The sequence below is a fragment of the Nocardia sp. CA-290969 genome (assembly GCF_050936135.1).
Taxonomy (GTDB): domain Bacteria; phylum Actinomycetota; class Actinomycetes; order Mycobacteriales; family Mycobacteriaceae; genus Nocardia.
Genome location: NZ_JBNJNJ010000001.1, coordinates 3,917,268 through 3,940,972, shown reverse-complemented (window position 1 = coordinate 3,940,972; position 23,705 = coordinate 3,917,268). Strand labels below are relative to the sequence as shown.

At 68.0% G+C, this 23,705-nt stretch carries 22 protein-coding genes; 12 read left to right on the top strand and 10 right to left on the bottom strand.

Translation table 11 applies throughout. From position 1 onward, the window contains the following. Positions 1–9: 9 nt before the first annotated feature. The 6 genes from ACQEVO_RS17735 to ACQEVO_RS17710 all read right to left on the bottom strand — a co-directional run bounded on the left by ACQEVO_RS17735 (position 10) and on the right by ACQEVO_RS17710 (position 4,324). A complete protein-coding gene (locus ACQEVO_RS17735) occupies positions 10–771 on the bottom strand; it encodes an ABC transporter permease (protein WP_432914561.1) in 762 nt (253 codons plus the stop codon). After that, positions 768–1,922: an ABC transporter substrate-binding protein gene (locus ACQEVO_RS17730; protein ID WP_432914558.1), complete on the bottom strand. Its 1,155-nt coding sequence runs from the start codon at positions 1,920–1,922 to the stop codon at positions 768–770. Before ACQEVO_RS17730 ends, ACQEVO_RS17735 begins: the two co-directional genes overlap by 4 nt. Further along, the gene (locus tag ACQEVO_RS17725; RefSeq protein ID WP_432914555.1) at positions 1,919–2,650 is read right to left on the bottom strand and encodes an ABC transporter ATP-binding protein; all 732 of its coding nucleotides are present in this window, start codon (positions 2,648–2,650) and stop codon (positions 1,919–1,921) included. The genes ACQEVO_RS17730 and ACQEVO_RS17725 overlap by 4 nt, the downstream gene beginning before the upstream one ends. Beyond that, complete coding sequence (locus ACQEVO_RS17720) at positions 2,626–3,657, bottom strand: acyl-CoA dehydrogenase family protein (protein ID WP_432914551.1); 1,032 nt, start codon at positions 3,655–3,657, stop codon at positions 2,626–2,628. Before ACQEVO_RS17720 ends, ACQEVO_RS17725 begins: the two co-directional genes overlap by 25 nt. Continuing rightward, the gene (locus ACQEVO_RS17715; protein WP_432914548.1) at positions 3,654–4,175 is read right to left on the bottom strand and encodes a DUF4242 domain-containing protein; all 522 of its coding nucleotides are present in this window, start codon (positions 4,173–4,175) and stop codon (positions 3,654–3,656) included. Before ACQEVO_RS17715 ends, ACQEVO_RS17720 begins: the two co-directional genes overlap by 4 nt. A gap of 101 nt (positions 4,176–4,276) precedes the next feature. Then, positions 4,277–4,324: a hypothetical protein gene (locus ACQEVO_RS17710; protein WP_357048643.1), complete on the bottom strand. Its 48-nt coding sequence runs from the start codon at positions 4,322–4,324 to the stop codon at positions 4,277–4,279. Between the two features lie 95 nt (positions 4,325–4,419). Here ACQEVO_RS17710 and ACQEVO_RS17705 point away from each other — a divergent pair, with 95 nt between their 5' ends. Beyond that, entirely contained in the window at positions 4,420–5,010 is a 591-nt protein-coding gene (locus ACQEVO_RS17705; RefSeq protein ID WP_432914545.1) for a TetR/AcrR family transcriptional regulator, read from the top strand. A 47-nt stretch (positions 5,011–5,057) separates the two neighbouring features. Here the strand turns inward: ACQEVO_RS17705 and ACQEVO_RS17700 are convergent, their stop codons facing one another. The 4 genes from ACQEVO_RS17700 to ACQEVO_RS17685 form a co-directional block, all read right to left on the bottom strand. Then, complete coding sequence (locus ACQEVO_RS17700; protein WP_432914542.1) at positions 5,058–5,849, bottom strand: ABC transporter ATP-binding protein; 792 nt, start codon at positions 5,847–5,849, stop codon at positions 5,058–5,060. Beyond that, on the bottom strand, positions 5,846–6,889 hold the full coding sequence (locus ACQEVO_RS17695) for a taurine ABC transporter substrate-binding protein (RefSeq protein WP_432914539.1): 1,044 nt from the start codon (positions 6,887–6,889) through the stop codon (positions 5,846–5,848). Before ACQEVO_RS17695 ends, ACQEVO_RS17700 begins: the two co-directional genes overlap by 4 nt. Continuing rightward, positions 6,886–7,761, bottom strand: coding sequence for an ABC transporter permease (locus tag ACQEVO_RS17690; RefSeq protein WP_432914537.1), 876 nt, complete (start codon positions 7,759–7,761; stop codon positions 6,886–6,888). The genes ACQEVO_RS17695 and ACQEVO_RS17690 overlap by 4 nt, the downstream gene beginning before the upstream one ends. A 174-nt stretch (positions 7,762–7,935) precedes the next feature. After that, on the bottom strand, positions 7,936–8,880 hold the full coding sequence (locus ACQEVO_RS17685) for a TIGR03564 family F420-dependent LLM class oxidoreductase (protein ID WP_432914534.1): 945 nt from the start codon (positions 8,878–8,880) through the stop codon (positions 7,936–7,938). A 230-nt stretch (positions 8,881–9,110) separates the two neighbouring features. Here ACQEVO_RS17685 and ACQEVO_RS17680 point away from each other — a divergent pair, with 230 nt between their 5' ends. The 11 genes from ACQEVO_RS17680 (at position 9,111) to ACQEVO_RS17630 (ending at position 23,680) form a co-directional block, all read left to right on the top strand. Further along, a complete protein-coding gene (locus ACQEVO_RS17680) occupies positions 9,111–10,436 on the top strand; it encodes an NtaA/DmoA family FMN-dependent monooxygenase (RefSeq protein WP_432914531.1) in 1,326 nt (441 codons plus the stop codon). Positions 10,437–10,727: 291 nt separating this feature from the next. Beyond that, complete coding sequence (locus ACQEVO_RS17675) at positions 10,728–12,047, top strand: GNAT family N-acetyltransferase (protein ID WP_432914528.1); 1,320 nt, start codon at positions 10,728–10,730, stop codon at positions 12,045–12,047. Positions 12,048–12,425: 378 nt separating this feature from the next. After that, on the top strand, positions 12,426–14,033 hold the full coding sequence (locus ACQEVO_RS17670; RefSeq protein WP_432914525.1) for an SMP-30/gluconolactonase/LRE family protein: 1,608 nt from the start codon (positions 12,426–12,428) through the stop codon (positions 14,031–14,033). Between the two features lie 7 nt (positions 14,034–14,040). Further along, positions 14,041–14,886, top strand: a complete 846-nt coding sequence (locus ACQEVO_RS17665) for an SDR family NAD(P)-dependent oxidoreductase (protein WP_432914522.1) — start codon at positions 14,041–14,043, stop codon at positions 14,884–14,886. A gap of 58 nt (positions 14,887–14,944) precedes the next feature. Next, a complete protein-coding gene (locus ACQEVO_RS17660) occupies positions 14,945–16,315 on the top strand; it encodes an aromatic ring-hydroxylating oxygenase subunit alpha (RefSeq protein ID WP_432914519.1) in 1,371 nt (456 codons plus the stop codon). Between the two features lie 40 nt (positions 16,316–16,355). After that, positions 16,356–18,179 (top strand): flavin-containing monooxygenase, encoded by a 1,824-nt coding sequence (locus ACQEVO_RS17655; RefSeq protein WP_432914516.1) that lies wholly within the window; start codon positions 16,356–16,358, stop codon positions 18,177–18,179. Positions 18,180–18,208: 29 nt separating this feature from the next. Then, complete coding sequence (locus tag ACQEVO_RS17650) at positions 18,209–19,123, top strand: SDR family NAD(P)-dependent oxidoreductase (RefSeq protein ID WP_432914513.1); 915 nt, start codon at positions 18,209–18,211, stop codon at positions 19,121–19,123. Between the two features lie 2 nt (positions 19,124–19,125). After that, entirely contained in the window at positions 19,126–20,832 is a 1,707-nt protein-coding gene (locus ACQEVO_RS17645) for a thiamine pyrophosphate-binding protein (protein WP_432914511.1), read from the top strand. Next, entirely contained in the window at positions 20,832–22,268 is a 1,437-nt protein-coding gene (locus ACQEVO_RS17640) for an aldehyde dehydrogenase family protein (protein ID WP_432914508.1), read from the top strand. Before ACQEVO_RS17645 ends, ACQEVO_RS17640 begins: the two co-directional genes overlap by 1 nt. A gap of 21 nt (positions 22,269–22,289) precedes the next feature. Next, positions 22,290–22,811 carry a nuclear transport factor 2 family protein gene (locus ACQEVO_RS17635; protein WP_432914505.1) on the top strand — a complete coding sequence of 174 codons (522 nt, stop codon included), beginning with the start codon at positions 22,290–22,292 and terminating at the stop codon, positions 22,809–22,811. Positions 22,812–22,816: 5 nt separating this feature from the next. Next, positions 22,817–23,680 carry an SDR family NAD(P)-dependent oxidoreductase gene (locus ACQEVO_RS17630; protein WP_432914502.1) on the top strand — a complete coding sequence of 288 codons (864 nt, stop codon included), beginning with the start codon at positions 22,817–22,819 and terminating at the stop codon, positions 23,678–23,680. Positions 23,681–23,705: the final 25 nt, after the last annotated feature.

Here is a 23,705-nt window from a genome sequence, read left to right as displayed (position 1 = left end):
GGCGGCGGGTCATCGGCGGTCGAGCAGTACCCGGGACAGCGAATCGAGTGCGTAGCCGATGATGCCGATCACGACGATCACCGCCATCACCTGGTCGTAGGCCAGCTGGTCGCGGGCGTTGAGGATCTGGTACCCCAGCCCGGAGCGCACACCCAGCATTTCCGCGGGTACCAGCACCACCCACGCGATCCCCAGCGCCACCCGGAAACCGGTCTGCACTTGACCTCGGATCGCGGGCAGCACCACCGACGACAGCTGTTCGCGCCGCGACGCCCCGAACGAGCGGGCCACCAGGAGCAGTCCGGGATCGATCGCCCGCACACCCGCCGCGGTGTTGAGCACGATCGGCCAGACCGACGCCGCCGCGACGAGGAAGATCACCGGCTGATTCCCGATCCCGAACAGCGCGACCGCGATCGGCGCCCAGGACAGCGGGGAGATCATCCGCAGGAACTGCACCACCGGGGCCACCGCGTGCTCGGTGGCGGCGTGCAGGCCGAGCAGCAATCCGAGCGGGACGCCGACGGTGACCGCGATCAGCAGTCCCACCAGCAGCCGCCACATACTGACCGCGATATCGGGGAGCAGGACGCCGCGGTCGAACAGTTGCGCGGCCGCGCCGGGCACATGCTGCGGCCCGAATTCGCGCAGTAGCGAGCCGGGCCCGGCCACCAGATCGGTGAGCACCCACCACAGCAGTACCGCGAGTGCGACGGCGGCGAGCCGGGGCAGCCAGGTGGGGGTCCGGGGCCGGGTGACGACGGTGTTCACGATGGGTCGATCTCCTCGATACGGGTGAGCCGGTCCGGTAGCCCGAACGCGGCCGGGCCGCCCGCCCGGTCGAGTGCGGCGCGGACGAAGCGGTCGTCGACGAGCTGTTCGTGTACCTGGTCCGGGTCGAGGGCGGACAGGAAGCGGGTGTCACCGTCGACCACGGTGTCGTGCATGGCGGCGACCAGCGCGGTGGTGAAACTCGGAAAAGGGAAGGGCTGGAAGCCGATCCGCTGCGGGCGCCACTGCGGATGGCGGACCGGTAGCTCGTCGGAGTAGGTGAGGGCCTTGGTGATCGCCGGTAGCGGCTGCGGCAGATATCTGCCCGCCAGCTGTTTCGCGGCCGCGGGCCGGTCGGCGCCGATCCGCTGCTGAGCGGCGACCACCACATCGGCGACCGCCTGCGCGGCCGCGGGCCGCCGGTCCACCAGATCCTGCTGCACCACCAGCGCGCAGCAGGCGTGGTCGCGCCACAGGTCCCCGAGGAACCGGTGGATGCGGCCGACACCCTTGATTTCGGCGGCGGCGTTGAACGGGTCGGCGACGGTGAACGCGCTGATCGAACCGTTCGCCAGCGCGGGAACCATATCCGACGGGCTCATCACCACCAGTTCCACCGTGCCCGCCGACCGCGACGCCGAACCACGGATCACCGGCCGTAACCCGTTCGCGCGCAGCAACTGCTGGATCACGATGTTGTGGATGGACCACCAGAACGGGATCGCGACCTGGGTTCCGGCCAGCTGCCCGAGTTCGGTGATGCCGGGCGCGACCGTCAGCGCCGATCCGTTGGTGTGGTTCCAGCCGAGGATCCGCGCCGGCGCGCCGAGACCGAACTTCAACTGCACCGCCATCGGCATCAGCAGATGCGCGATATCGACCTGCCGGGTGAGGAACGCCTCGGCCAGCGACGCCCAGCTGCGGAACAGCACCGGTTCGGCGAAAGCAACCGGCGCACTGCCCCGTTCGGCGACGAGTAGCGGAGCCGCGTCGGTGATCGGCAGATAGCCGATGCGGAGCCGTTCACCGCCGGTGCCGCGCCGCTGCGCCGCGGCCCGGCCGAGATCGGCCATCCCGGCGATACCGCCCGCCGCGACCAGTCCGGCGCAGCCGCAGAGCAGTCCACGCCGCGAGATCGACGGCCCGCTCATACCGTCACCGACGAATCCCGGTAGCGGTCGATGATCCGCTGCCGCAAGCTGTCCCGTTCCCCGCTGTCACCGAGCCCGGTGAACTCTTCGCGGACCGTTCCGCCCGTTCCGATGAGTACGATCCGGTCACCCAGTCGCAGTGCCTCGTCGATATCGTGGGTGACCAGCACGGTCGTGCAGCCGATATCGCGCACCAGATCGGCCAGCCAACCCTGTAGATCCGCGCGGACCGCCGGGTCGAGCGCACTGAATGGTTCGTCCAGCAGGAGCAGCTGAGGTCGCACCGCCACCGCGCGGATCACCGCGACCCGCTGCGCCTGCCCGCCGGAGAGCTCGTCGATGCGGCGGCCGGCGAGACCGCCCAGCCCGAATCGTTCGAGCAGCCCGTCCGCGTAGCCGGGATCGAAACTCGCGCGGTGCCGGGCGAAGCGGGCACCGAACCGGACGTTGTCGCGCACCGTGAGCCACGGCATCAGCAAAGGCTGCTGGAAAACCATTCCGATGGCAGGGCTCGCGGTCGTCTCGGTGCCCCAGGTGATCTCCCCGGCGTCGAGCCGGTCGAGTCCGGCGATCACCCGGAGCAGGGTCGATTTCCCGCTGCCACTGGCGCCGAGCACCACGAGCAGTTCGCCCGTACCGATCCGCAGGTCCACGCCGTCGAGGACGGGTTCGCTGCGGCCGGAATAGGTTTTGCGGGCATCCGCTAGTCGTACTGCGACAGTTCCCACCGCAACTGGCCTTCCGAAGGGGATTGGACGGGGAGGAAGGCGGCTTCCCGGAACCGCCGGTTGGTGCCGCAGCGCAGGGCGTAGCCGGCGCCGCCGCAGAGCGTGGATTCCAGCCGGGTTGCCTCCACCGCCAGCCGGGCGGCCGCGAGCCGCAGCCGCAGCAGCTCCGCCGGTGGCGTCGCGTGGGCATCGGCGGCGTGGTCGTAGAGGCTCTGCCGGGCAGTGGCGTAATGGTCGGCGAGGACGCGGTATTCGTCGCGGAACTGGGCGCCGAGCCCGTCGAGGCGGTTACCGGACTCCCGTATCGCGGTGCCGGCGATACCGGTGCAGAATGCGGACTGCAGCAGCAGGAACACCGGCCGGATCGCACCGCAGAAGCCGGGCAGATCCGCGGTGACGAGCTGATCCGGGCGAACCTCGACCTGTTCGAAGGTCAGTGCCGTGGAAGCGGTGGCGCCGAGGGCGAGCAGTTCCGGCGCCGGGCGGATGCGCACGCCTTCGGTATCGGCGTCCACCACCCCGACCCGTCCGCGTCCGTCGCTGCCGCGGAACGGGAAGACGATCACCGAATCGCGGAAAACATTGGAGGCCCAGGCGATCGGTCCGCAGATCCGCTCTCCTTCTGCGTCTTCCGCCTGTAACGGCAGCTCGCCGAGTCCCGCCAGGTGTTTGAGCGCGGCGGCCATGGCGGTGACCCCGATGCGCCGGCCGGAGGAGAGTTCGCCGAGATACCGGTCCCGGACCGGTTCCGGTGCGCGCCAGAGGTATTCGAGCGTCATCCGCTGAGCCCAGAGCGAGAAACCCGCCGCCAGGCTTTCCGCCGCGACCTGCTCCACCACCTCGGTGATCTCGCGGATATCCGAATCGCCCAATCCGGCCGACAGCAGACCCCGCCCGCCGATTTCCCCGATATCGGCGCGGATATCGGTACGGCCCTCATCGAGGTCGGCGGCCCGGTCGCGGACGAATCCGGTGACGGCGGACAGGGCGGTGACAGTGGCGGTCATATCTGCGGATCCGCCAGTTCGTGCAACCGGTCCACCGGGGTGTTCACCGCGTCGCGGGCGCGGCGCACCGCGGCCTCGTCGGGCGCGTCGTAGAAGCACAGGCATTTGTCCATGTCCTCGCGGACGTAGGTGCGCAGGAAACTCACCTCGGGCACATCGGCGTATTTGGGTGCGTTCGCCTTCTTCCGCGCGAGGTAGGTGTCCATATCGATCTCGGCGGGAATATCCCATTCGACGAGGTATCCCGCGGTGGGCCGGGCGGCCTTGATCGCCGCCAGCTCGGCGCCGACCAGCCGGACCTGATGCGGGCCGTCGACGGTGACCGCGAGTACTTCGGCGGCGGGCAGCTCGGGCGCACGGCAGCCGGCGAATTCGGTGATCGCGAAGATACGTGAGGCACCGCCGGTGACCTGCGCCTCGATCAGCGCCCCGCCTTCTTTCTCGGCGCGCGCGCCGAATTCTTCGATGGTCCGGTTCGCGGGACCGGTGGGTACGAGCTCGTACAGATACAACGACATGGGCAGCTGCCTCCAACAGTGGAATCTGCGAATGGACGCGACCGCTCGCGGCGGCCGGTGGTGAGAAGCGCGAAAGCGAGGACCCGTGGATACGAGCCGGATCAGCGCTGGTGACGACAGGCAGCGGTGGCCACGCGCACGAGGTCCACGTGCAGGCGGCGGGTGAGGTTGCTGCGGGTCACGGTTCAAGACTAACGGTAGACAGAACGATCTGTCTATAGGTGGAAATGGTTATGGTGGGGGCGTGGCCACAACAACGGAGTCGGCGGTGTCCTCGGCGGACCGCCGCGGCAAACCCACCCCGGCGCAACGCCTGCTGGACACCGCGACCACCCTGTTCGCCCGGTACGGTATCCGCGCGGTCGGTATCGACCGGGTACTGGCCGAGGCCGGGGTGGCGCGGGCCAGTATGTACTCGGCCTACGGATCCAAGGACGCACTGGTCATCGCCTATCTGGAAAACCTCGATCAGCGTGATCGCGCCCGCTGGAGCCAGGCTGTCGCCGAGGTGACCGATCCGGGCGACCGGATCCTCACCTTCTTCGACCTCGCGCTGGCCTCCGCCCCGTCCCGCGGTTTCCGCGGCTGCCAATACGCCAATGCGGCAACGGAATTCCCGGACGAGCCGCTCGCGCCCGTGATCGCGCACCGCCGCTGGATGCTCGATACCCTGACCGAACTGCTCGAGGCCCGGGGCGCCCCCGAGCCGGCTGCCCTGGCCCGTCGTATCCAGCTGATCTACGACGGTGCCCTGGCCGGTTCCAAACTCGAGCATGCGATCGAGCCACTACAGATGGGCCGGGCGATTGCCGCCGGACTTCTCCGGGAGAGATGACGCGCGCACGGTCGCCCGGGACCGGAAAGTAGATCTTCTGCGGTCGGTCACGGGGACGCGTGGGCGGTGTAGATGTGCTGGGCGACCTCGTCGCGCATGGCGGTGAAGCCCGGGTCCGCGCGCAGTGCCGGGAACGGCGCGTCGCCGAGGCCGGCTTTGAAGGCGGTGGGACGGTCGTAGATGACGCGTCCCGGCCGGGTGCCCATGACCAGTACCCGGGTGCCCAGCAGGAGCGCCTCGTCGATGCTGTGGGTGACGAACAGGATGGTCTTGCGGCGTTCCCGCCACAGCGCGAGCAGCTCGCCCTGAAGGTTCTCCCTGGTCAGGGCATCCAGAGCGCCGAAGGGTTCGTCCATGAGGATGATCCGCGGATCGTTGATCAGGACCCGGGCGATCTGGGCGCGCTGCTGCTGGCCGCCGGAGAGTTCGTAGGGGCGGCGGCCGCCGAGGTGGTCGAGGCCGACCATGGTGAGCAGCCGGTCGGCCTCGGCCGTGCGCCGGGCGCGGGCGATGCCACGGATCTTCGGGCCGAATTCGACGTTCTGCCGGACCGTCAGCCACGGATACAGGGCGGGCTGCTGGAACACCACGCCGCGCTCCGGGTCGGGGCCCGTGACCGGACTTTCCCCGACGCGCACCGTGCCCTGCGTGGGCTCCAGGAACCCGGCCAGCAGTTTCAGCAGGGTCGTCTTCCCGCACCCGGAAGGCCCGACCACACAGACGAATTCGCCGCTCTCCAGGGTCAGATCCGTCGGCGCGAGCACCTGGGTGGGGCCGTCGGCGCCCGGATAGCTCTTGGCCACCCCCGTGAAGGTGACCTGGTGGGCGGTTTCGCTCATTGCGCGGCCCGCGCCGCGTCCGGGTAGAGGGCGGCCCGGTAGTCCTGTTCGCTGCCGACCGCCTCCACACCGCCCTGATTCAGCAGGAACTGTGCGGTACTACGCAGGTTGCCGGCGAATTCGCCGCCGAGATAGCGCGGTCCGGCCTGCTCGGCGGCGGTGGGATAGGTGTATCCCGCGAGCTGCGGCAGCGCCTCCTGCGGGTCGATACCCAACTGCGCGCCCACCGACACGGCCGCGTCCTGCGGGTTGTCGCGCAATTGGCCGATCGCGTAATTCTGGACCTTCGCCCAGACGGCCGCGAAATCGCTGTGCCCGTCCAGGAATGCCGTGGTCGCGGCGGCGACATCGAAGGTGGCCGAGCCCGCGGCGGCGGTATCGGCGCTGGAGGCGATGACGGTGCCGCCTGCTTCGATGAGCTTCGGCAGCGTCGGCGCCCAGACCCAGGCGGCGTCGATCTGGTTACCGGTCCAGGCGCCGGGGATGGCCTCGGGCTGCAGGTTGACCAGGTCGACCTGACCGGTCAGCCCGGCTCGGTCGAGCGCGGCCAGCAGACTGTAGTGCGCGGTGCTGCCGAACGGAGTCGCGACCCGTTTCCCGCGCAGACCGGCGACCTCGGTGATCGGTGCCTTGGCCACCAGTGATTCCGATTCCCCGATCACATCGTGGATCCACAGCACCCGCACCGGCAGGTTCAGCGGCGCCGACACCGCCTTCGTGGCCGGGCTGGACCCGAGCGTGGCGATATCGACACTGCCCGCACCGAAGGCCTGCACCACATCGGCGCCGGAGGCGAACCGGCTCCAGGTGATGGTCGCGTTCGGCAGGCAGGCCTCGAGCAGGCCGCGGTCCTTCACGTACAGATCGGCATTGGGGATCGCCTGATAGCCGAGACGCGCGGTGGCGGTGATCCCGGTATCCGGCTCGAACGGGCAGGTCGCGCCGTCTTGCGCACCGGTGTCGCCGCGCCCGGATTCCACGCATCCGGCGGCGGCGAGAGCCAGCAGCAGCGCCAGAACGGTACGCAGTGTGCGTGTCATACCTTGCCCTTCCAGGGAACTGCCGCGTCACCGGCGAGTTTGATGATCGAATCGAGAACCAGTGCCGCGCAGCCGATCACGATGATGCAGGCGATGGTCAACGGAGTATCCAGCTGCGTTCCGGAGATATAGGCGAGCCCGCCGATACCGGGTATGCCGTTGTTCAGTTCGGCGGCGACGACGGTGGTCCAGGCGAAGGCGGTGGCGATGCGGATACCGCTGATCACTTCGGGCAGGGTCGCGGGGAGCACGACCCGGAGGATCACCTGTCCGCGGCCGGCGCCCAGCGACCGGGCGGCGTCGAGATAGTCCTGCCGGACCCCCGCGACACCGTTGAGCGTGGCGATCGCGATGGGCGGGAACGCCGCCAGGAACAGCAGCCAGATCTTCGACACATCGCCGATACCGAACCAGACGATCAGCAACCCGATGTAGCCGAGCGGCGGCAATGCGCGCAGGAAGTTGAGGATCGGTTCGGTGATCAGCCGGACCGGCGCCAGCATGCCCATGACGAATCCGATCAGCGGTCCGGCCACAACTGCCAGCCCGACCCCCACGCCGATCCGTTGCAGGCTGGCGACCAGATGCTCCCAGAGGTAATAGTCCTGCGCGCCGATCACCATCCGGTCGACACCGGGCGCGATCGGATGCCGGGTACTGGCCCGCACGAACGCATCCCATACGGCGCCGGGCGACGGGAGATACAGCGGATCCACCAGTCCGGCCGCGGTCACCAGCACCCACAGCCCGAGTACCAGGGCGAGCGCGCCGAGCCGGGTCAGTGCGGGACGAACCAGTGCGCGGAGATCATGCCGGGCCGCCCGCTCCGCCGGCTCGGTGGGAGTCTGCGCCGGCATAGCCGTGGCGGTCATCGTTCACACCACACAATTCGCCCCGAGCCGGCCACACCGTTCTCCATACTTCCGCCCGACCAGGGCTGCCGAGCCGACCAGCGGCGATCGGCACGAGGGGCGACGGTACCGGCACGGTCCGGTAGCGGGAAGAGTTGGACGCGCCGTGAGCGAAATCCACCGGCGGGCGTGGACTCAGCCCCGCCTACCGCTGATCGAACCCAGGAAACGCCAGGTGGCGCGCTCGTCCTCGGGTCCGCCCAGGTCTGTCTGGGTGATGAGGAATTCGGTGGCACCCGCGTCCACGTAGCGGCGTAGCTGGGCCTCGACCTCGGCTTCGCTGCCGGTCACCACCAGGTCGGCCGCGGTGGCGACACCCTCCCGGTCCAGCACCGACCGGTAGGACGGGATGGCGTCGTAGAAGGCCATCCGTTCGGCCGCCTCGGCGCGGACCCGATCGGGGTCGGCGGTGACCACCACCGCGACCCCCGTGATCACCCGGGGCCGGGGACGACCGGCGGCGTGGGCGGCCTTCTCGACCCGGGGCACGATATCGTCGCCGAGGGCGCGCGGTCCCGCCAGGAACGGGACGATTCCGTCGGCAAGTTCGCCCGAGACCGCCAGCGCCTGTGGCCCCATGGCGGCGACGACGATATCGGGATTCTCGCCGCCGGCGACAGCGGCCGGGAGCCGTGGGGCGGCCGTGACCGTCTCTCCGGTGAAATCGACCGTGCCCGTGGTGAGTACCGAACGCAGGACGGTCAGGTATTCGCGCAACCGGCGGATCGGGCGGTCGGTGGGAACCCCGAACGCCGGTTCTTCCAGGGCCCGCGCCCCGAGGCCGAGTCCGAGGGTGAAACGCCGATGACTGGCGGCGTGGGCGGTCTGCGCTTGGCTCGCGACCACCAGCGGGTGCCGCGGATTGATCGGTACCACCGAGGTGCCGACGTATAACCCGGGAACCGCGGCGCCGACGACGGCGGCGACGGAGAGCGAATCGAAATCGAAACGCTGCGCGAACCAGGCCCGGTCGATCCCGGCGCGCTGCACGAAACGCGCCCGCTCCAGTAGATCGTCGACGGTGTTGGCCGCCGTGGGGTCGGGATTGAGCGCGATACCGATCGGTGCGGTGAGTGCCATATCCGCCGCAACCGGTCGCGCGGCGACCCGTATTCCGGCCCGGGCGATTGAACTCGGACCGAATCCGAACAGCGACAGGCGCGGTGATTTCTGCTAAGCGATCGCCGCCACCGGCGGGGATTCCGCCACCGAATGTCCTCGCCCGGACCCGAGTCCGTGCGGTGCGGGGAGCAGGAATCACTCTGAGCACAAGCATTTCTCGCCGGCGATTGCGGGCATACCGTCGTTCGGTGGCATCGCGCAGCATCCCCCGGCGGCATTTGAAGACGGTTACCGGAGTCAGCGGAGGGACCGATATCTACGCGGCGGCCGTCGACCCGGCCCGTTCGACACTCGATACCGCGGTCGCTGTCGCGAAGATCGCCGAGGAGCACAAGTTCGATGCGCTCTTCGCGGCCGATCTGCTGAGTTTCGGCGCGCAGGGCGCGATCGGGGCGCAGGAGCCGCTGATCTACCTCTCGGCACTCAGCGCGGTGACCTCCCACATCGGGTTGATCGCGACCGTTACGACCACGTTCCACCACCCGTACAACCTCGCGCGATTGTTCGGCACGCTCGACCATGTGAGCAACGGCCGCGCCGCCTGGAACGCGGTGACGTCCTCGCTGGGGGAGGAGAACTACAGCGATCTGGAGTTGCCGAGCCCGGAGGAACGGTACGCCCGCGCCGCGGAATCACTCGAGGTGGTGCACGCCCTGTACGACTCCTGGCAGCCGGGGGCACTCACCCCCGACGGCCGTGGCGGTGCCGCACTCGACCCTGCGCTGGTCCGGCCGATCGAGCATCGCGGCCGCTACTTCACCGTGCGCGGACCACTGAACATCCCGCCGTTACCGCAGCGCCGGCCGGTTCAGTTCCAGGCCGGTCAGTCGGCCGGTGGTGTGGAACTCGGTGCCCGTTTCGCCGAAGTCGTTTTCACCTCGCTCACCACGCTCGACGATGCGCTCGCCTATACCCGCAGGATTCGTGCCCGCGCCGCGGAACTGGGACGCGCGCCAGGGCTGCCCTACATCTTCAGTTCGTTCCATGCCACCTACGGAGCTTCCGAGGCCGAGGTCGCGCGGCTGGTGCGTGAACAGGAAGAAAGCTTCGATCTCGAGGCGGGGCGGCGGCTGCTCGAGGATATGTTCGGCGGCGGTGTGGACCTTTCCGGTCTCCCGCTGGACCGCCCGATCCCGGAGACTCTGCTGCCGGAGGTGGGTTCGGTGCACCGCAGACGCGGCCGGGTGGAGATCTTCGCCCGGCTCGCCGCCTCGGGACGCACCCTGCGTGAACTCATCCTGGAATCCCGGCACACCGGCCACTGGTCGGCGGCGGGCACCCCGGAACAACTGGCCGACACCATCGAGGAACGCTATCGCGCAGGTGTTCTCGATGTCGTTTCCCTGGGCGGCCTCGACGATCCGCGCACGCGCGATTTCGTGACCAACGGACTCCTTCCGGAACTACGCCGCCGGGATATCGTCGGCAACGATTACCTGGGCGCGACGTTCCGCGACAATCTCGAACTGCCACCACTGCCCGCGCCCGCCCATGAACCGGTCGCGGTGTCGTAGGCTGCCGAACCCGGACCCGCCCGGTGTCGGCCTCGCTTGCCGGGATCGGAACCGTGCCGGGACCCGCCTGCCGACGGCATCGGGTACCCGGCGGAGCCCGGCGATTGTCCGCGGTGAGCAACCGCGGTCGTCGCGTACCGGCCGGGCGGCCCTTCACCTTGTGGCGCGTCCTGTCACTGCGCGCGCCGAGTGGGCCACAGGGTATGACTGTTCGGGTGCCCCGCCCTGCGCCTGCCGCCGGGTTCGCGGCGGCGAGCGGCACCGACCCCAACCAGACAGTGGAGTGCTGATATGCCCGTCGATATCGAAAGCCTGACCGACCCGGCGGACCTCTGGGCCGCGCAGCAGGTGTTCCGGACCGCGATGGTCGGGGTGCCGCTGCTGGAACGGGAAGTCGGCGGCGAGCTGAACGAACCCGGCCGCACGTTCGGCGCCCGGATCGGCGGCGAACTCGTCGGGACCGTGAATTCGTATACGAGCTGGCTGGTCGTACCGGGCGGGCAGCGGGTACCGCATGCCGCGGTCACCCATGTCGGTGTGCTGCCGACGCATGCCCGGCGGGGAATCGCGTCGGCGCTGCTGCGCCGTCAGCTCATCGATATCGCGGAGCGCGGCGAGATCGTCGCGACGCTACGAGCCACGCAGGGCGGTATCTACGAACGGTTCGGCTACGGTGTCGCCGGCTCGGCCGCGCGGCTGGAGATCGATCGGCGGCGGGCCCGGTTCCGCGATACTGTGCCGGAGTCGGGTCCGGTCCGGTTGCTCGCGCCCGCCGACGCGTGGGAGGTGCCCGCGAAGATCTACGCCACGGCCGGGGTGTCCTGGGTCGGCGCCATCGACCGGCCGCCGCAGTGGTGGCGGCTGCTGCAGTCGAAGGGCGACTCGGGGCATGTGGCGGTGCACGGTGAACCCGGCGCCGAGGACGGTTTCGTCCGCTATCACGGCGCCGCCGAATCCGCCGGGTGGCCACGCAGCCCGCACCGCACGGTGGTGGTCGACGATCTGGTCGCGACCACGCCCGCCGCCTACCTGGGGCTCATCCGGCATCTGCTGGCCGCCGATATCGTCGATTCCGTGGTGATCCCGATGGCGGCGCCCGATGCGCCGCTGCGGCACTTACTGACTGACGAGCGGGCGGTCACCGTCACCGATATCCGCGACGAGACCTGGTTGCGGGTGGTCGACGTAGCCGCCGCGTTGCAGCGCCGCGCCTACAAACCCGGGCCGCCGGTGGTCTCGCGGTCACGGATTCGCTCCTGCCGGCCAACAACGCGACCTACCGGATCGCCGAGGACGGCGCGGCGGCGACCGACGCTCCCGCCGATCTCGGCACCGATATCGCCACGCTCGCCGCCGCCTACCTCGGTGGCACGCCGTGGCGTCATCTGGCGCTGGCGGGCCGAGTGGTGGAGCACCGACCCGGTGCCGCGGCCGCCGCCGATATGTTGTTCGCGGTGGACGATCACCCGTTCAGCGGAACGTATTTCTGACGGTATGTCCTCGGGCGTCGCCGGTTCGGGCCAGAGCAGGGTGCGAAGGCCGGTTCCCGGCAGCGGCGCAGGTGGCCGGCACAGGAAACTGCCTGCACCGAACGTGCCGCCGAGGCAATAGTCCGGCCGATACGTCCCGCAGCCGTCCGAGGGTCCAGCGGGCATTCATCTTGTGCGTCGGGCCGGGCCGGGAGGGCCGGCTCGGGGCGGGTGCCCGCTGTCCGACCTGCGCTTCCCGGCGCGCGCTGATCTCGGCAGACTGACCCATTTCCCAAAAGGAGAATGATATTCTCCTCTGCATGGGCGAAGGTGTCCGTGCATGCTTCCGGACGGCACCGAAAGTGCTCGTGCTCCTGCGGATACCCCATGCTCGTACCTATCCTTACAAAGATTGCAATACTTATTGCGCTTGTCTGGATGGAGCGTTAGATTCCTTACAAAGTCCTCGACATCGAGGCGGATCAGCGCTATCGGCCGGGTCGGTTGGGAGTCAGTCGGAATGTTGCAGCAAGAGGCTCGCTATCAGGGCGGTCAATCGATCGGGCTCGCGGCGGGCTGGAGTCAGCGGCGCGTCACGCCGCCGAGCCGGCTGTTCGGGGCCAATGGGTTGCGGACCGGGCCGGACGGGCGGATCTATATCGCCCAGGTGACCGGTAGCCAGATCAGCGCCCTCGATATCGATACCGGCGCGATCGAAACCATCAGCGCCAAGGGCGGCGACATCATCGCGCCCGACGACTGCGCCTTCGACCCCGACGGCAACCTGTACGCCACCGAGGTGATGGACGGCCGGGTCAGCGCCCGCAATGCCGACGGCACCACCCGGTTGCTGCGCGCGGATCTGCCCAGCGCCAACGGCATCACGGTGTATCAGGGCCGGTTGTTCGTCAACGAATGCCGGCCGGGCGGGCGGCTCATGGAACTGCCGCTGGACGGTAGTACGCCGCGCATCCTGCTGGAGAACCTCGAACAGCCCAACGCCATGGAGGTCGGGCCCGACGGGTTGCTCTACTACCCGGTGATGGGTCTCAACGAGATCTGGCGGATCCATCCCGACGGTGGCGAACCGGAACGGGTCGCGGGGGATCTCGGCGTCCCCGATTCGGTGAAGTTCGATCCGGACGGGTACATCGTCTCCACGCAGGTCGCCTCGGGTCAGGTGCTGCGCATCAACCCACGCAACGGCGAGAAAACCGTCCTCGCGCAACTGAACCCGGGCCTGGACAACTGCACGCTGGTGAACGGCCGGCTGTTCGTCTCCAACTTCACCGGTGAGATCACCGAAATCCGGTCCGACGGCACCACCCGCACCACGCTCCCGGGCGGCTTGAACTGGCCACTCGACCTGACCGTCGGTCCCGACGGCACCCTGTTCGTCGCCGACGGCACCTACTTCTACTCGGTCGGCCCCGACGGGCTGGAAACCCTGGGCATGCTTTTCAGCCCCGGCTACCCCGGTTTCGCGCGTGGTGTCACCGCCACGGGGCCGGGGGAGTTCCTCGTTGCGACGGCGGGCGGGCAGGTCGCGCGGTGGCGGCCCGCGAGTGGGGAGAGCGAATTCCTCGCCGGTGCCGAGGCGCCGCTGGATCAGCTGTACGGGATCGAGGCCGGGCCGGGCGGGCTCATCGTCACCACGGAATTCGGCACCGGCCGGGTACTGGGCGTGCGCGGTGACGGCGGAGTGGATGTACTGGCCTCCGGGCTGGACAAGCCGATCGGCGTCGCGTTCACCGGGGACGGGACCTGCCTGGTCGCCGAATCCGGTGCGGGGCGGATCGTCTCGGTGCAGGCCGGGGCCGTGGACACCGTGGTCGACGGTCTGGACACACCGCAGGGCATCCTCGTCCGCGGCGCGCAGCTGCTGATCGTCGATTCCGGGGCCAAGAACCTGGTCGCGGTCGATCTGGAAACCAAGGCGCGCGAAGTACTTGCCTGGAATCTGCCGGTGGGCGCCCCGCCCGGGGTGACACCGAAGCCGCTGTTGGGTATGCCGCCGTTCTCCGGTCCGCAGGGGCCGTTCGCGGGGATCACCGCCGGACCGGACGGAACCCTGTATATCGCCGCCGATGCCGAGGGCAGTGTGCTCGCGTTCCGGAAGGACGGGTGAAACCGACATGACAGGTGAATTCTTCGGACTCGACGGGCGCGTGGTGATCGTGTCCGGAGCGGGCGGCGGCGGTATCGGTACGGCGGTGACGCGGCTGGTCGCGCAGGCCGGGGCGACCGTGCTGGGGGTCGGCCGGGGCGCGGAGAATCTGGCGAAACATGTGGAACCGCTGGCCGGGGAAGGGCTGAAGGTCGTTCCCGTCCAAGCCGATGCCGCCACCGACGAAGGTATCGCCACCGTGCTGGACGCCGCCCGGAAAGCCGACGGGGAGCTGTACGGGCTGGTCAATATCGCCGGTGGCGCCGCACCCGCCACCTGGATGCCCGCGACCCGGGTGACCCGCGCGGACTGGCAGGCCCTGTTCGCGCAGAACCTCGAATCGATGTTCTTCATGAGCCAGGCCGTGGCCGCCGAGATCAAAGCCGCCGGCCGCCCGGGCTCGATCGTCTCGCTGTCCTCGATCAGCGGGATGAACACCGCGCCTTTCCATATCGCCTACGGCACGGCGAAAGCCGCCCTCGTCGCAGCGACCCGCACGCTGGCGGTCGAGCTGGCGCTCAGCGATATCCGGGTGAACGCGATCGCGCCGGGTGTCACCGAAACCCCGGCGTCGGGAACCTATGTCGACGAAGACCCCGTCCGCGATCGGACCGCGATCGCCATGGGCCGCCGCGGCCGGCCGGAGGAGCAGGCGGGGGCGGTGCTGTTCCTGCTCTCGCAGCTGTCGTCGTACATCACCGGGCAGACGATCCTGGTGGACGGCGGGCTCAACTTGAAATGGACGCATCTGGGCGCAGACAACACCTCGCTGTTCCTGAAGGACGAGGGGTTCCGCGCCGCAATCACCAGCTAGCCACCGATATGTATTGCACCGACACCGACTGTCCCCGGACCCGGGGTGGGAGAACGCAATGAGTGAGACCGTCGATATCGCCACCGACACCGAACCGCTGTCCGCGCCGATGACGATCGGGGTGGAGGCCTACCTCAGTCCCGAATACGTGAAGGCCGAACGCGACAAGTTGTGGCGCAAGGTCTGGCAGCAGGTGGGTCGTGTGGAGGAGATCCCGCGGGTGGGTGACTACCTCACCTACGAGATCCTCGACGATTCGATCATCATCGTGCGCACCGCCGAGGACAAGATCCGGGCGTATCACAATGTCTGCGCCCACCGCGGGCGCAAACTGGTCGACGTCCCGCCGGGGGAGCGTAACGCCAAGGGACAGAAGAAGCAGTTCGTCTGCGGCTTTCACGGCTGGCGTTACGACCTCGAGGGCCGCAACACCTTCGTGCCCGAACGCGAGGACTGGCCCTGCGGGCTCACCGAACGCAACGACGGCCTGGTCGATGTGCACGTCGACACGTGGGGCGGCTGGATTTTCGTCAATCTCGATCCGAACCCGTCGGAGACGCTGCGCGAATACCTCGAGCCGGCCGCGACCCATCTGGACCCGTTCCAGCTGGAGAACATGCGGTACCGGTGGCGGCGCTGGCTGGTGTTCGACTGCAACTGGAAGGTCGCGCTGGAGGCCTTCATGGAGACCTACCACGTGCCCTACACCCATCCGGAGTTCATGAATTTCGGCATGTTCCTGGGGTGGGCGCGGGCGCAGGGCAAGCACAGCAATATCGGCTACGACGCGCCGAAGGGCCAGGAGGAGAGCCAGGGCAAGATCCGGCTCGGCCACGGCCCCGACGCCCGCAAATCCACCATCGAACTGCAGAACTTCACCTGGGAGAACGCCAACACCAACACCACCTGGACCATGGTGGAGGCGGCGCGGCGGCTCACCGAGGAACTGCCGGAGGGCACCCCGGCCCCGGAGGTGATGCAGCACTGGCTCGCCTCGGCACGGGCCGCCGACGAGAAACGCGGCGTCATCTGGCCGACCGTGACCCCGGCGCAGGTGGCCGCCGCCGGTACCGCCTGGCAGATCTTCCCGAACTTCCAGATCGGGCACGCGGTGAACAATATGCTCTGCTACAGCGCGCGACCCTACGGTTACGACCCGGACAAATGCATTTTCGAGGCCGCGGTCTACGAGCTGTTCCCCGAAGGCGAAGCGCCGGAAACGGAATGGATCCACACCCCGCAGGACGATCCGGGCTGGCGCACCGTGCTGCCGCAGGATTTCGACAATATGGCGGCCGTCCAGCAGGGCATGAAAACCGCGGGTTTCAGCGGCCCGAAACCGAATCCGTACCGCGAGCGCAGTGTGGTGAACCTGCACCACAACCTCGCGAAATACATGGGCACCGGCGCACCGCGTGACCTCACCTGATCCCGGCACCGCCGGCCCTATCACCACCGAGGAATCTTCAATGAACAACTGCGCACCCACGCAGACCCCCGAGGTCGACCATATCGCCCTGCGCGCCAAATACCTGGCCGAACGCGATAAGCGGCTGCGACCGGAGGGGCAGCAGCAGTATGTGGTGACCGAGGACGGGTTCACCGATTTCTTCGAAGGCGACCCCTACACGCCGTACACCCCCCGGGAACCGCTGAACGAGGATATCGATGTCGCGGTCCTGGGCGGCGGCTGGGCCGGACTCACCACCGGCGCCCGGCTCACGCAGGCCGGGGTCGAGGATTTCCGGGTGATCGAACTGGCCGGCGATTTCGGTGGCGCCTGGTACTGGAACCGCTACCCGGGCATCCAATGTGATTCCGACGCCTACTGTTATCTGCCGCTGCTCGAGGAAACCGGCTACATCCCGACCCAGAAATACGCCTACGGCGACGAATGTTTCGAGCACGCGCAGCGGATCGGTAAACATTTCGGGCTGTACGAGAAGGCCGTCTTCTCTACGATGGTGAAATCGCTGGAATGGGACGAATCCATCCGGCGGTGGCGGATCGGCACCAACCGCGACGACGATATCCGCGCCCGCTTCGTGGTGATGGCGCAGGGGCCGTTCAACAAGCCGAAACTGCCCGGTATCCCCGGGCTCAACGATTTCACCGGCCACACCTTCCATTCGGCCCGCTGGGATTACGAGTACACCGGCGGTGATATGCGGGGCGGGCTCACCGGGCTGGAGGACAAGAAGGTCGCGGTGATCGGCACCGGCGCCAGCGGCATCCAGATCATTCCGCATATCGCGCGTTCGGCCGAGCATCTGTACGTCTTCCAGCGCACGCCGTCCTATATCAACGAGCGCGGGAACGTGCCCACCGATCCGGAATGGGTGAAAACCCTGCAGCCGGGCTGGCAGCTGGAGCGGCGCCGCAATTTCCACACCGCGGCCTTCGAGGCGTTCGCCCCCGGCCAGCCGGACCTGGTGTGCGACGGGTGGACCGAGGTCAGCCGCAACACCCAGGCCTATCTGGACGAGAACAACCTCTGGGCCGAGGTCACGCCGGAGAAGTTCGTCGAGATCCGGGAAATCCAGGATTACCGGGCGATGGAACGGGTCCGGCAGCGGGTGGACGCGATCGTGAAGGACCCGGCGACCGCGGCGGCGCTCAAGCCGTATTACCGGTTCCTGTGCAAGCGGCCGTGTTTCAACGACGAATACCTGCCCACCTTCAACCGCGACAACGTGACCCTGGTGGACGTTTCGGCGACCAAGGGTGTCGAGCGGATCACGGCGAAGGGCATTGTCGCCGACGGGGTGGAACACGAGGTCGACTGCATCATCTTCGCCAGCGGTTTCGAGATCACCACCGAACTGGACCGCCGCTACGGTATCCACCCGTTCGCCGGCCGCGACGGGCTCTCGCTCTACGAGCACTGGGCGAACGGCTACCGCACCCTGCACGGCCTGACCAGCAACGGGTTCCCGAACCTGTTCTTCACCGGATTCATCCAGGGCGGGGTCACCGCGAGCACCACCGATATGTTCGACCAGCAGGCCACGCACGCCGCCTACATCATCGGCGAAACGCTGAACCGGGGTGCGCAGACGGTGGAACCCACGCCCGAGGCCGTCGACCAGTGGTGCACCACCATCAAGGAAACCGCGGTCGACAACAGCAACTTCCAGCGTGAATGCACGCCCGGTTACTACAACAACGAGGGCGAACAGAACATCCGGTCCCATCTCGGCGAACCGTACTGGCCGGGTTTCTACGCCCTCGAAGAACTGTTGCAGAACTGGCGGGACAGCGGCCGCCTGGAGGGCTTGGCGCTCGGCGAATGACACGCCGCGGCGAAGGGTTAGGAGAAACGTTGTCCGAAATGCGGTTCGACGAACGGGTCGCGGTGATCACCGGGGCCGGTCGCGGCCTGGGGCGGGCCTATGCCCTGCTGCTCGCGGCCCGGGGCGCGAAGGTCGTCGTGAACGATGTGGGCGGCAGCATTCCGGGCGGCGACAGCGATATCGGGGTGGCCGGTTCGGTGGCCGAGGAGATCACCGCGGCCGGCGGGCAGGCAGTGGCGAGTGCCGATTCGGTGGCCACCCCCGACGGGGGACAGGCGATCGTGGCGCAGGCGCTCGACACCTACGGCCGCATCGATGTGCTGATCCACAACGCGGGCAATGTGCGCTACGCCCCGCTCACCGAAATGAGCTACGAGGATTTCGATTCCGTCCTCGATGTGCATCTGCGCGGCGCTTTCCACGTGGTGCGCGCCGCCTTTCCGGTGATGAAGGAAGCCGGATACGGGCGGGTGGTACTCACCTCCTCCATCGGTGGCCTCTACGGCAATCAGAATGTCGCGAATTACGCCGTCGCCAAGGCCGGTGTGATCGGACTGTCGAACGTCGTCGCGCTCGAGGGCGCCGAATCCGGGGTGAAATCCAATGTGATCGTCCCCGCGGCGGTCACCCGGCTCGCCGACGGGCTGGACACCTCGAAATATCCACCGATGGAGCCGGAACTGGTGGCGCCCGCGGTGGGCTGGCTGGCGCACGAATCGTGTTCGGTCAGCGGTGAAATGCTGGTGGCGCTCGCGGGCCGGGTGGCGCGGGCGTATATCGCGGAAACCCCCGGCGTGTATCAACCGGAGTGGTCGATCGAGGACGTCGACGCCCGGATCGGCGAAATACGGGACAGCAAGGATTCATGGCTGCTGCCGGTCGTTCCGTCGGCCCACAGCGACCATATCGGTCGGAGTTTCGCAATGGCCATGGGAGGAAAGTGAGTATGGCGGTCAAAGTCTACGAACGGATTCTGGATCTGTTCGAAGCCGAGGGAATCAATACGATCTTCGGCATCCCCGATCCGAATTTCGTGCACCTGTTCCACCTCGCGGACGAACGCGGCTGGAACGTGGTGGCCCCGCACCACGAGGAATCCGCGGGGTTCATGGCCGAAGCCGTCTCCCGGATGACCGGTAAGGCCGCGGTGTGCATCGGCACCCTGGGCCCCGGTATGGCGAATATGGCCGGCGCGATGATGTGCGCCAAGGTGGAGAATTCGCCGGTGATCTTCCTGGGCGGGCAGCGCGCCCGGATCACCGAACAGCGGGTGCGCCGCGGGCGGATCCAGTTCGTGAAACAGTCCGGCCTGCTGGAACCTTCGGTGAAATATGCGGCGAGTATCGAATACGCCGACCAGACCGACGAGATCATCCGCGAAGGCCTGCGCAAGGCGCTGTCGGGTGTACCGGGCCCGGTGTATATCGAATACCCCTCGCATGTGATCCAGGAAGAGCTCGACGTTCCGGCGCCGCTGCCGCCACACCGCTACCGGCTGGTCGGCCAGACGGCCGGCCAGGACAAGATCGACGAGGCCGCCGAGCTCATCCGGCAGGCGAAGCAGCCGGTGCTGCTGGTCGGGCACGGGGTGCACACCTCCCGGGCCGGCGCGTCGGTGAAAGAGCTCGCCGATCTCATGGCCTGCCCGGTCGTGCAGACCTCCGGTGGCACCTCCTTCATCGAGGGCCTGGAAGACCGCACCTTCCCGTACGGTTTCTCGCCGTCCGCGGTGGAAGCGGTCGTGCAATCGGATCTGTGCCTGGCGATCGGCACCGAACTGGGCGAACCCGTCCACTACGGCCGCGGCCGGCACTGGCTGGAAAACGAAGCGATCCGGAAGTGGGTGCTGATCGAACAGGACCCCACCGCGATCGGGGTCAACCGCCCCATCGACGTACCGCTGGTCGGTGATCTGCGCGCCGTCGTACCCCAGCTCTCCGCCGCCCTGAAGGACACCCCGCGCACCGCCACCCCGGAATTGGCCCGGTGGATCGAACAGGACGCCACCCGGCTGGCCGAACTCGCCGAATCCGCGCCGTCCGGCAGGTCCCCGGTGCATCCGGCCCGGCTGGTCGTCGAGGCCACCAAGGATTTCCCGGCCGACGGCATCCTGGTCCGCGACGGCGGCGCCACCACGATCTTCGGCTGGACCTACACCCAGTGCAAACCGCACGATGTGATCTGGAACCAGAACTTCGGGCATCTGGGCACCGGTCTCCCGTACGCGGTCGGCGCCTCGGTGGCCGACGGCGGCAAACGCCCGGTGCTGATGATCACCGGCGACTCCTCGTTCCAGTTCCAGATCGCGGAACTGGAAACCGCGGCGCGCCTGAATCTTCCGCTGGTCTGTGTGGTCGCCGTGGACTACGCCTGGGGGCTCGAGGTCGGTGTGTACAAGCGCACCTTCGGTCAGGGCTCCCGCGAAACCGCGGTGCACTGGAGCAAACAGACCCGGCTGGACAAGGTGGGTGAAGGCTTCGGCTGCTACGGCGAATACGTCGACACCGACGCCGAGATCGCCCCCGCCATCAAACGCGCCTTCGCCAGCGGTAAGCCCGGCGTCATCCATGTAGCGGTGGATCCGAAGGCGAACTCCGAGGAGATGCCGAGCTACGACGAGTTCCGCACCTGGTACGCGGAAGGAATGCAGTGATGCGCGAATACCTGAAGTTCTATATCGGCGGTCGATGGGTCGACCCCACCGGAAACGAGACCTTCGACGTGGTCAATCCCGCCACCGAGGAGGTGTGCGGGAAGGTCGCGGCCGGTTCGGCCGCCGATGTGGACGCGGCCGTCGCCGCGGCGCGCGCGGCATTTCCGGCGTGGGCGGCGAGTACGGTCGCGCAACGCCTGGACCTGTTCCGTGCCATCGGCGCCGAATACCAGAAACGCACCGGCGATCTGGCCGCCGCACTGACCGAGGAGATGGGCGCGCCCGCCGGGTTGGCCAACGGTTTCCAGGTCGACCTGGCGGCCGGGCATCTGCAGCAGGCGATCGAGGTCCTGGAGAACTACCGGTTCGAGGAGCAGCGCGGCGCGACCCTGATCGTCAAGGAACCGATCGGGGTATGCGGCCTGATCACGCCGTGGAACTGGCCGATGAACCAGATCGCGGTGAAGGTTTTCCCCGCCCTGGGCACCGGGTGCACGATGGTGCTGAAACCGTCCGAGCGCTCCCCGTTCACCGGCCAGATCTTCACCGAGATCCTCGCGGCCGCCGGTGTGCCGGCCGGTGTGTTCAACCTCGTCCAAGGAGACGGCCCGGGTGTCGGCGTTCCGCTGTCGTCGCATCCGGAGGTGGACATGATCTCGTTCACCGGATCCACCCGCGCCGGGGTCGATATCGCCCGCAACGCCGCACCCACGGTGAAGCGGGTGACCCAGGAACTGGGCGGTAAAGGACCCAACATCATCCTCGACGACGAGGATTTCGCCACCAATGTCGGTGCGGGTGTCGGCAATATGATGGGCAACTCCGGCCAGACCTGCAGTGCGCCGTCGCGCATGCTGGTTCCCAGCGCACGGATGGAGGAGGCGATCGAAGCCGCCCGCGCCGCTGTCGAAGGAATCACCGTCGGCGATCCCACCGGCGAGGTAGCGGTCGGTCCCGTGGTCGCCGCCTCGCAGTTCGAGAAGATCCAAGCACTCATCCAGAAGGGGATCGACGAAGGCGCCACCCTCGTCGCCGGCGGTACCGGCCGTCCCGACGGGCTGGAGAAGGGGTACTTCGTCAAACCGACCGTCTTCGCGAAGGTCGGCAACGAGATGACCATCGCCCGGGAGGAGATCTTCGGCCCCGTCCTGGTGATCATCGGATACGACAGCATCGACGACGCCGTCGCGATCGCCAACGACACCGAGTACGGCCTCGCCGGGTTCGTCGCCGGCCGCGATCTGGACCAGGCCCGTGCCGTCGCGCGGCGCCTGCGGGCCGGCTCGATCGGTATCAACGGCGGTTTCGATTTCGCGGCGCCGTTCGGCGGATACAAGAAGAGCGGCAACGGTCGCGAATGGGGCGACGCCGGCTTCGAGGAATACCTGGAGGTCAAGGGCATCCTCGGGTATGCGCCCGAAGCGGCGCAGGCGTAGGGAAGACCCGAGGTGAACGCTGTGTCCGAGGAAGTCCGGGCGATTCTGGCCCACGCGCGTATCCGGGACTGCCTGGTCCGGCTCGCGCGGGGCGAGGACCGCCGCGACGCCACCCTGGTGAAGGATTCCTTCTGGCCCGATGCCACGGTCGATTTCGGAATTTTCGACGGCACTTTCGACCAGTACCTGAACTGGGTGATCCCCGGCTCGCCCGCGGTGGTCTCGACTCAGCATCTGCTGGGGCAGACCTCGATCGACCTGCGCGGCGACAATGCGCTCACCGAAACACAGGTGATCGCCTACCACCGGCTCGATACCGGCGCCGAGCACCGCGATTCGGTGCTCGGCGGCCGCTACCTGGACCGGTTCGAATTCCGCGACGAACGGTGGCGGATCGCGCAGCGCATCATGCTCTACGACTGGGCGCAGGATCAGGGTGTTTCGGCGGACTGGTCGCAGGGTGTACTGGGTGCGCCGCTGCGCGACCAGCGGTTCGTCGGGCGCGCACACGGTGATTTCAGCGAAGAATTCTTCGGCGGGTAGGCGAGATGGGTGCATTGTCCGGCCGGGTCGCCGTGGTCACCGGTGCCAGCCGCGGAATCGGCAAGGGGATCGCCCTGGCGCTGGCCGAGCACGGTGCGACGGTCTACGTCACCGGCCGGACTGTGTCGGGTGGCGAACACCCGCTCCCCGGCACGATCGGCGAAACCGCGGCGGAATGCGAACGGCGCGGTGGCCGGGGGGTCGCGGTCCCGGTCGACCACGGTCGCGACGACGAGGTCGCGGCCCTGTTCGACCGGGTCCGTGCCGAACAGGGCCGACTCGACATCCTGGTGAACAATGCGTTCTCCCTGCCGGAGGATCTGACCGATCCCGCACCGTTCTGGGAGAAACCACTGTCGAACTGGGAAATGGTCGATATCGGTGTCCGCTCGAATTTCGTGGCCGCCCGGTACGCCGCCGCCCTGATGGTGCCGCGGGAATCCGGTCTCATCGTGGCGATTTCCGGTTACACCGGAATCGCCTACACCTACGGTGTGGTTTTCGGAACCGCCAAATCCGCGGTGGACCGGATGGCCCGGGATATGGCGGTGGAGTTGAAACCGTTCGGTATCGCCTCGATTTCGCTGTGGCAGGGTCTCACGATGACCGAACGGGCCGAACGCAATCTCGCCACGGTCCCGGGACTCGCCGGTCAGGCGGCGACCACCCCCGCGCACGGCTGTTCCCCGGAATACCCGGGCCGGGTGATTGCCGCGCTCGCGCAGGATCCCGCCCTGATGCGTCGTACCGGCGGGACGTTCATCACCGCGGAACTGGCCGGCGAATACGGCATCACCGATATCGACGGCCGGGAGATCCCGTCGCTGCGCGAAACCCGTGGTGCACCGATCTGGGCGCCGATTCCATGAAGACTGCGCCGCAACGATATTCCGA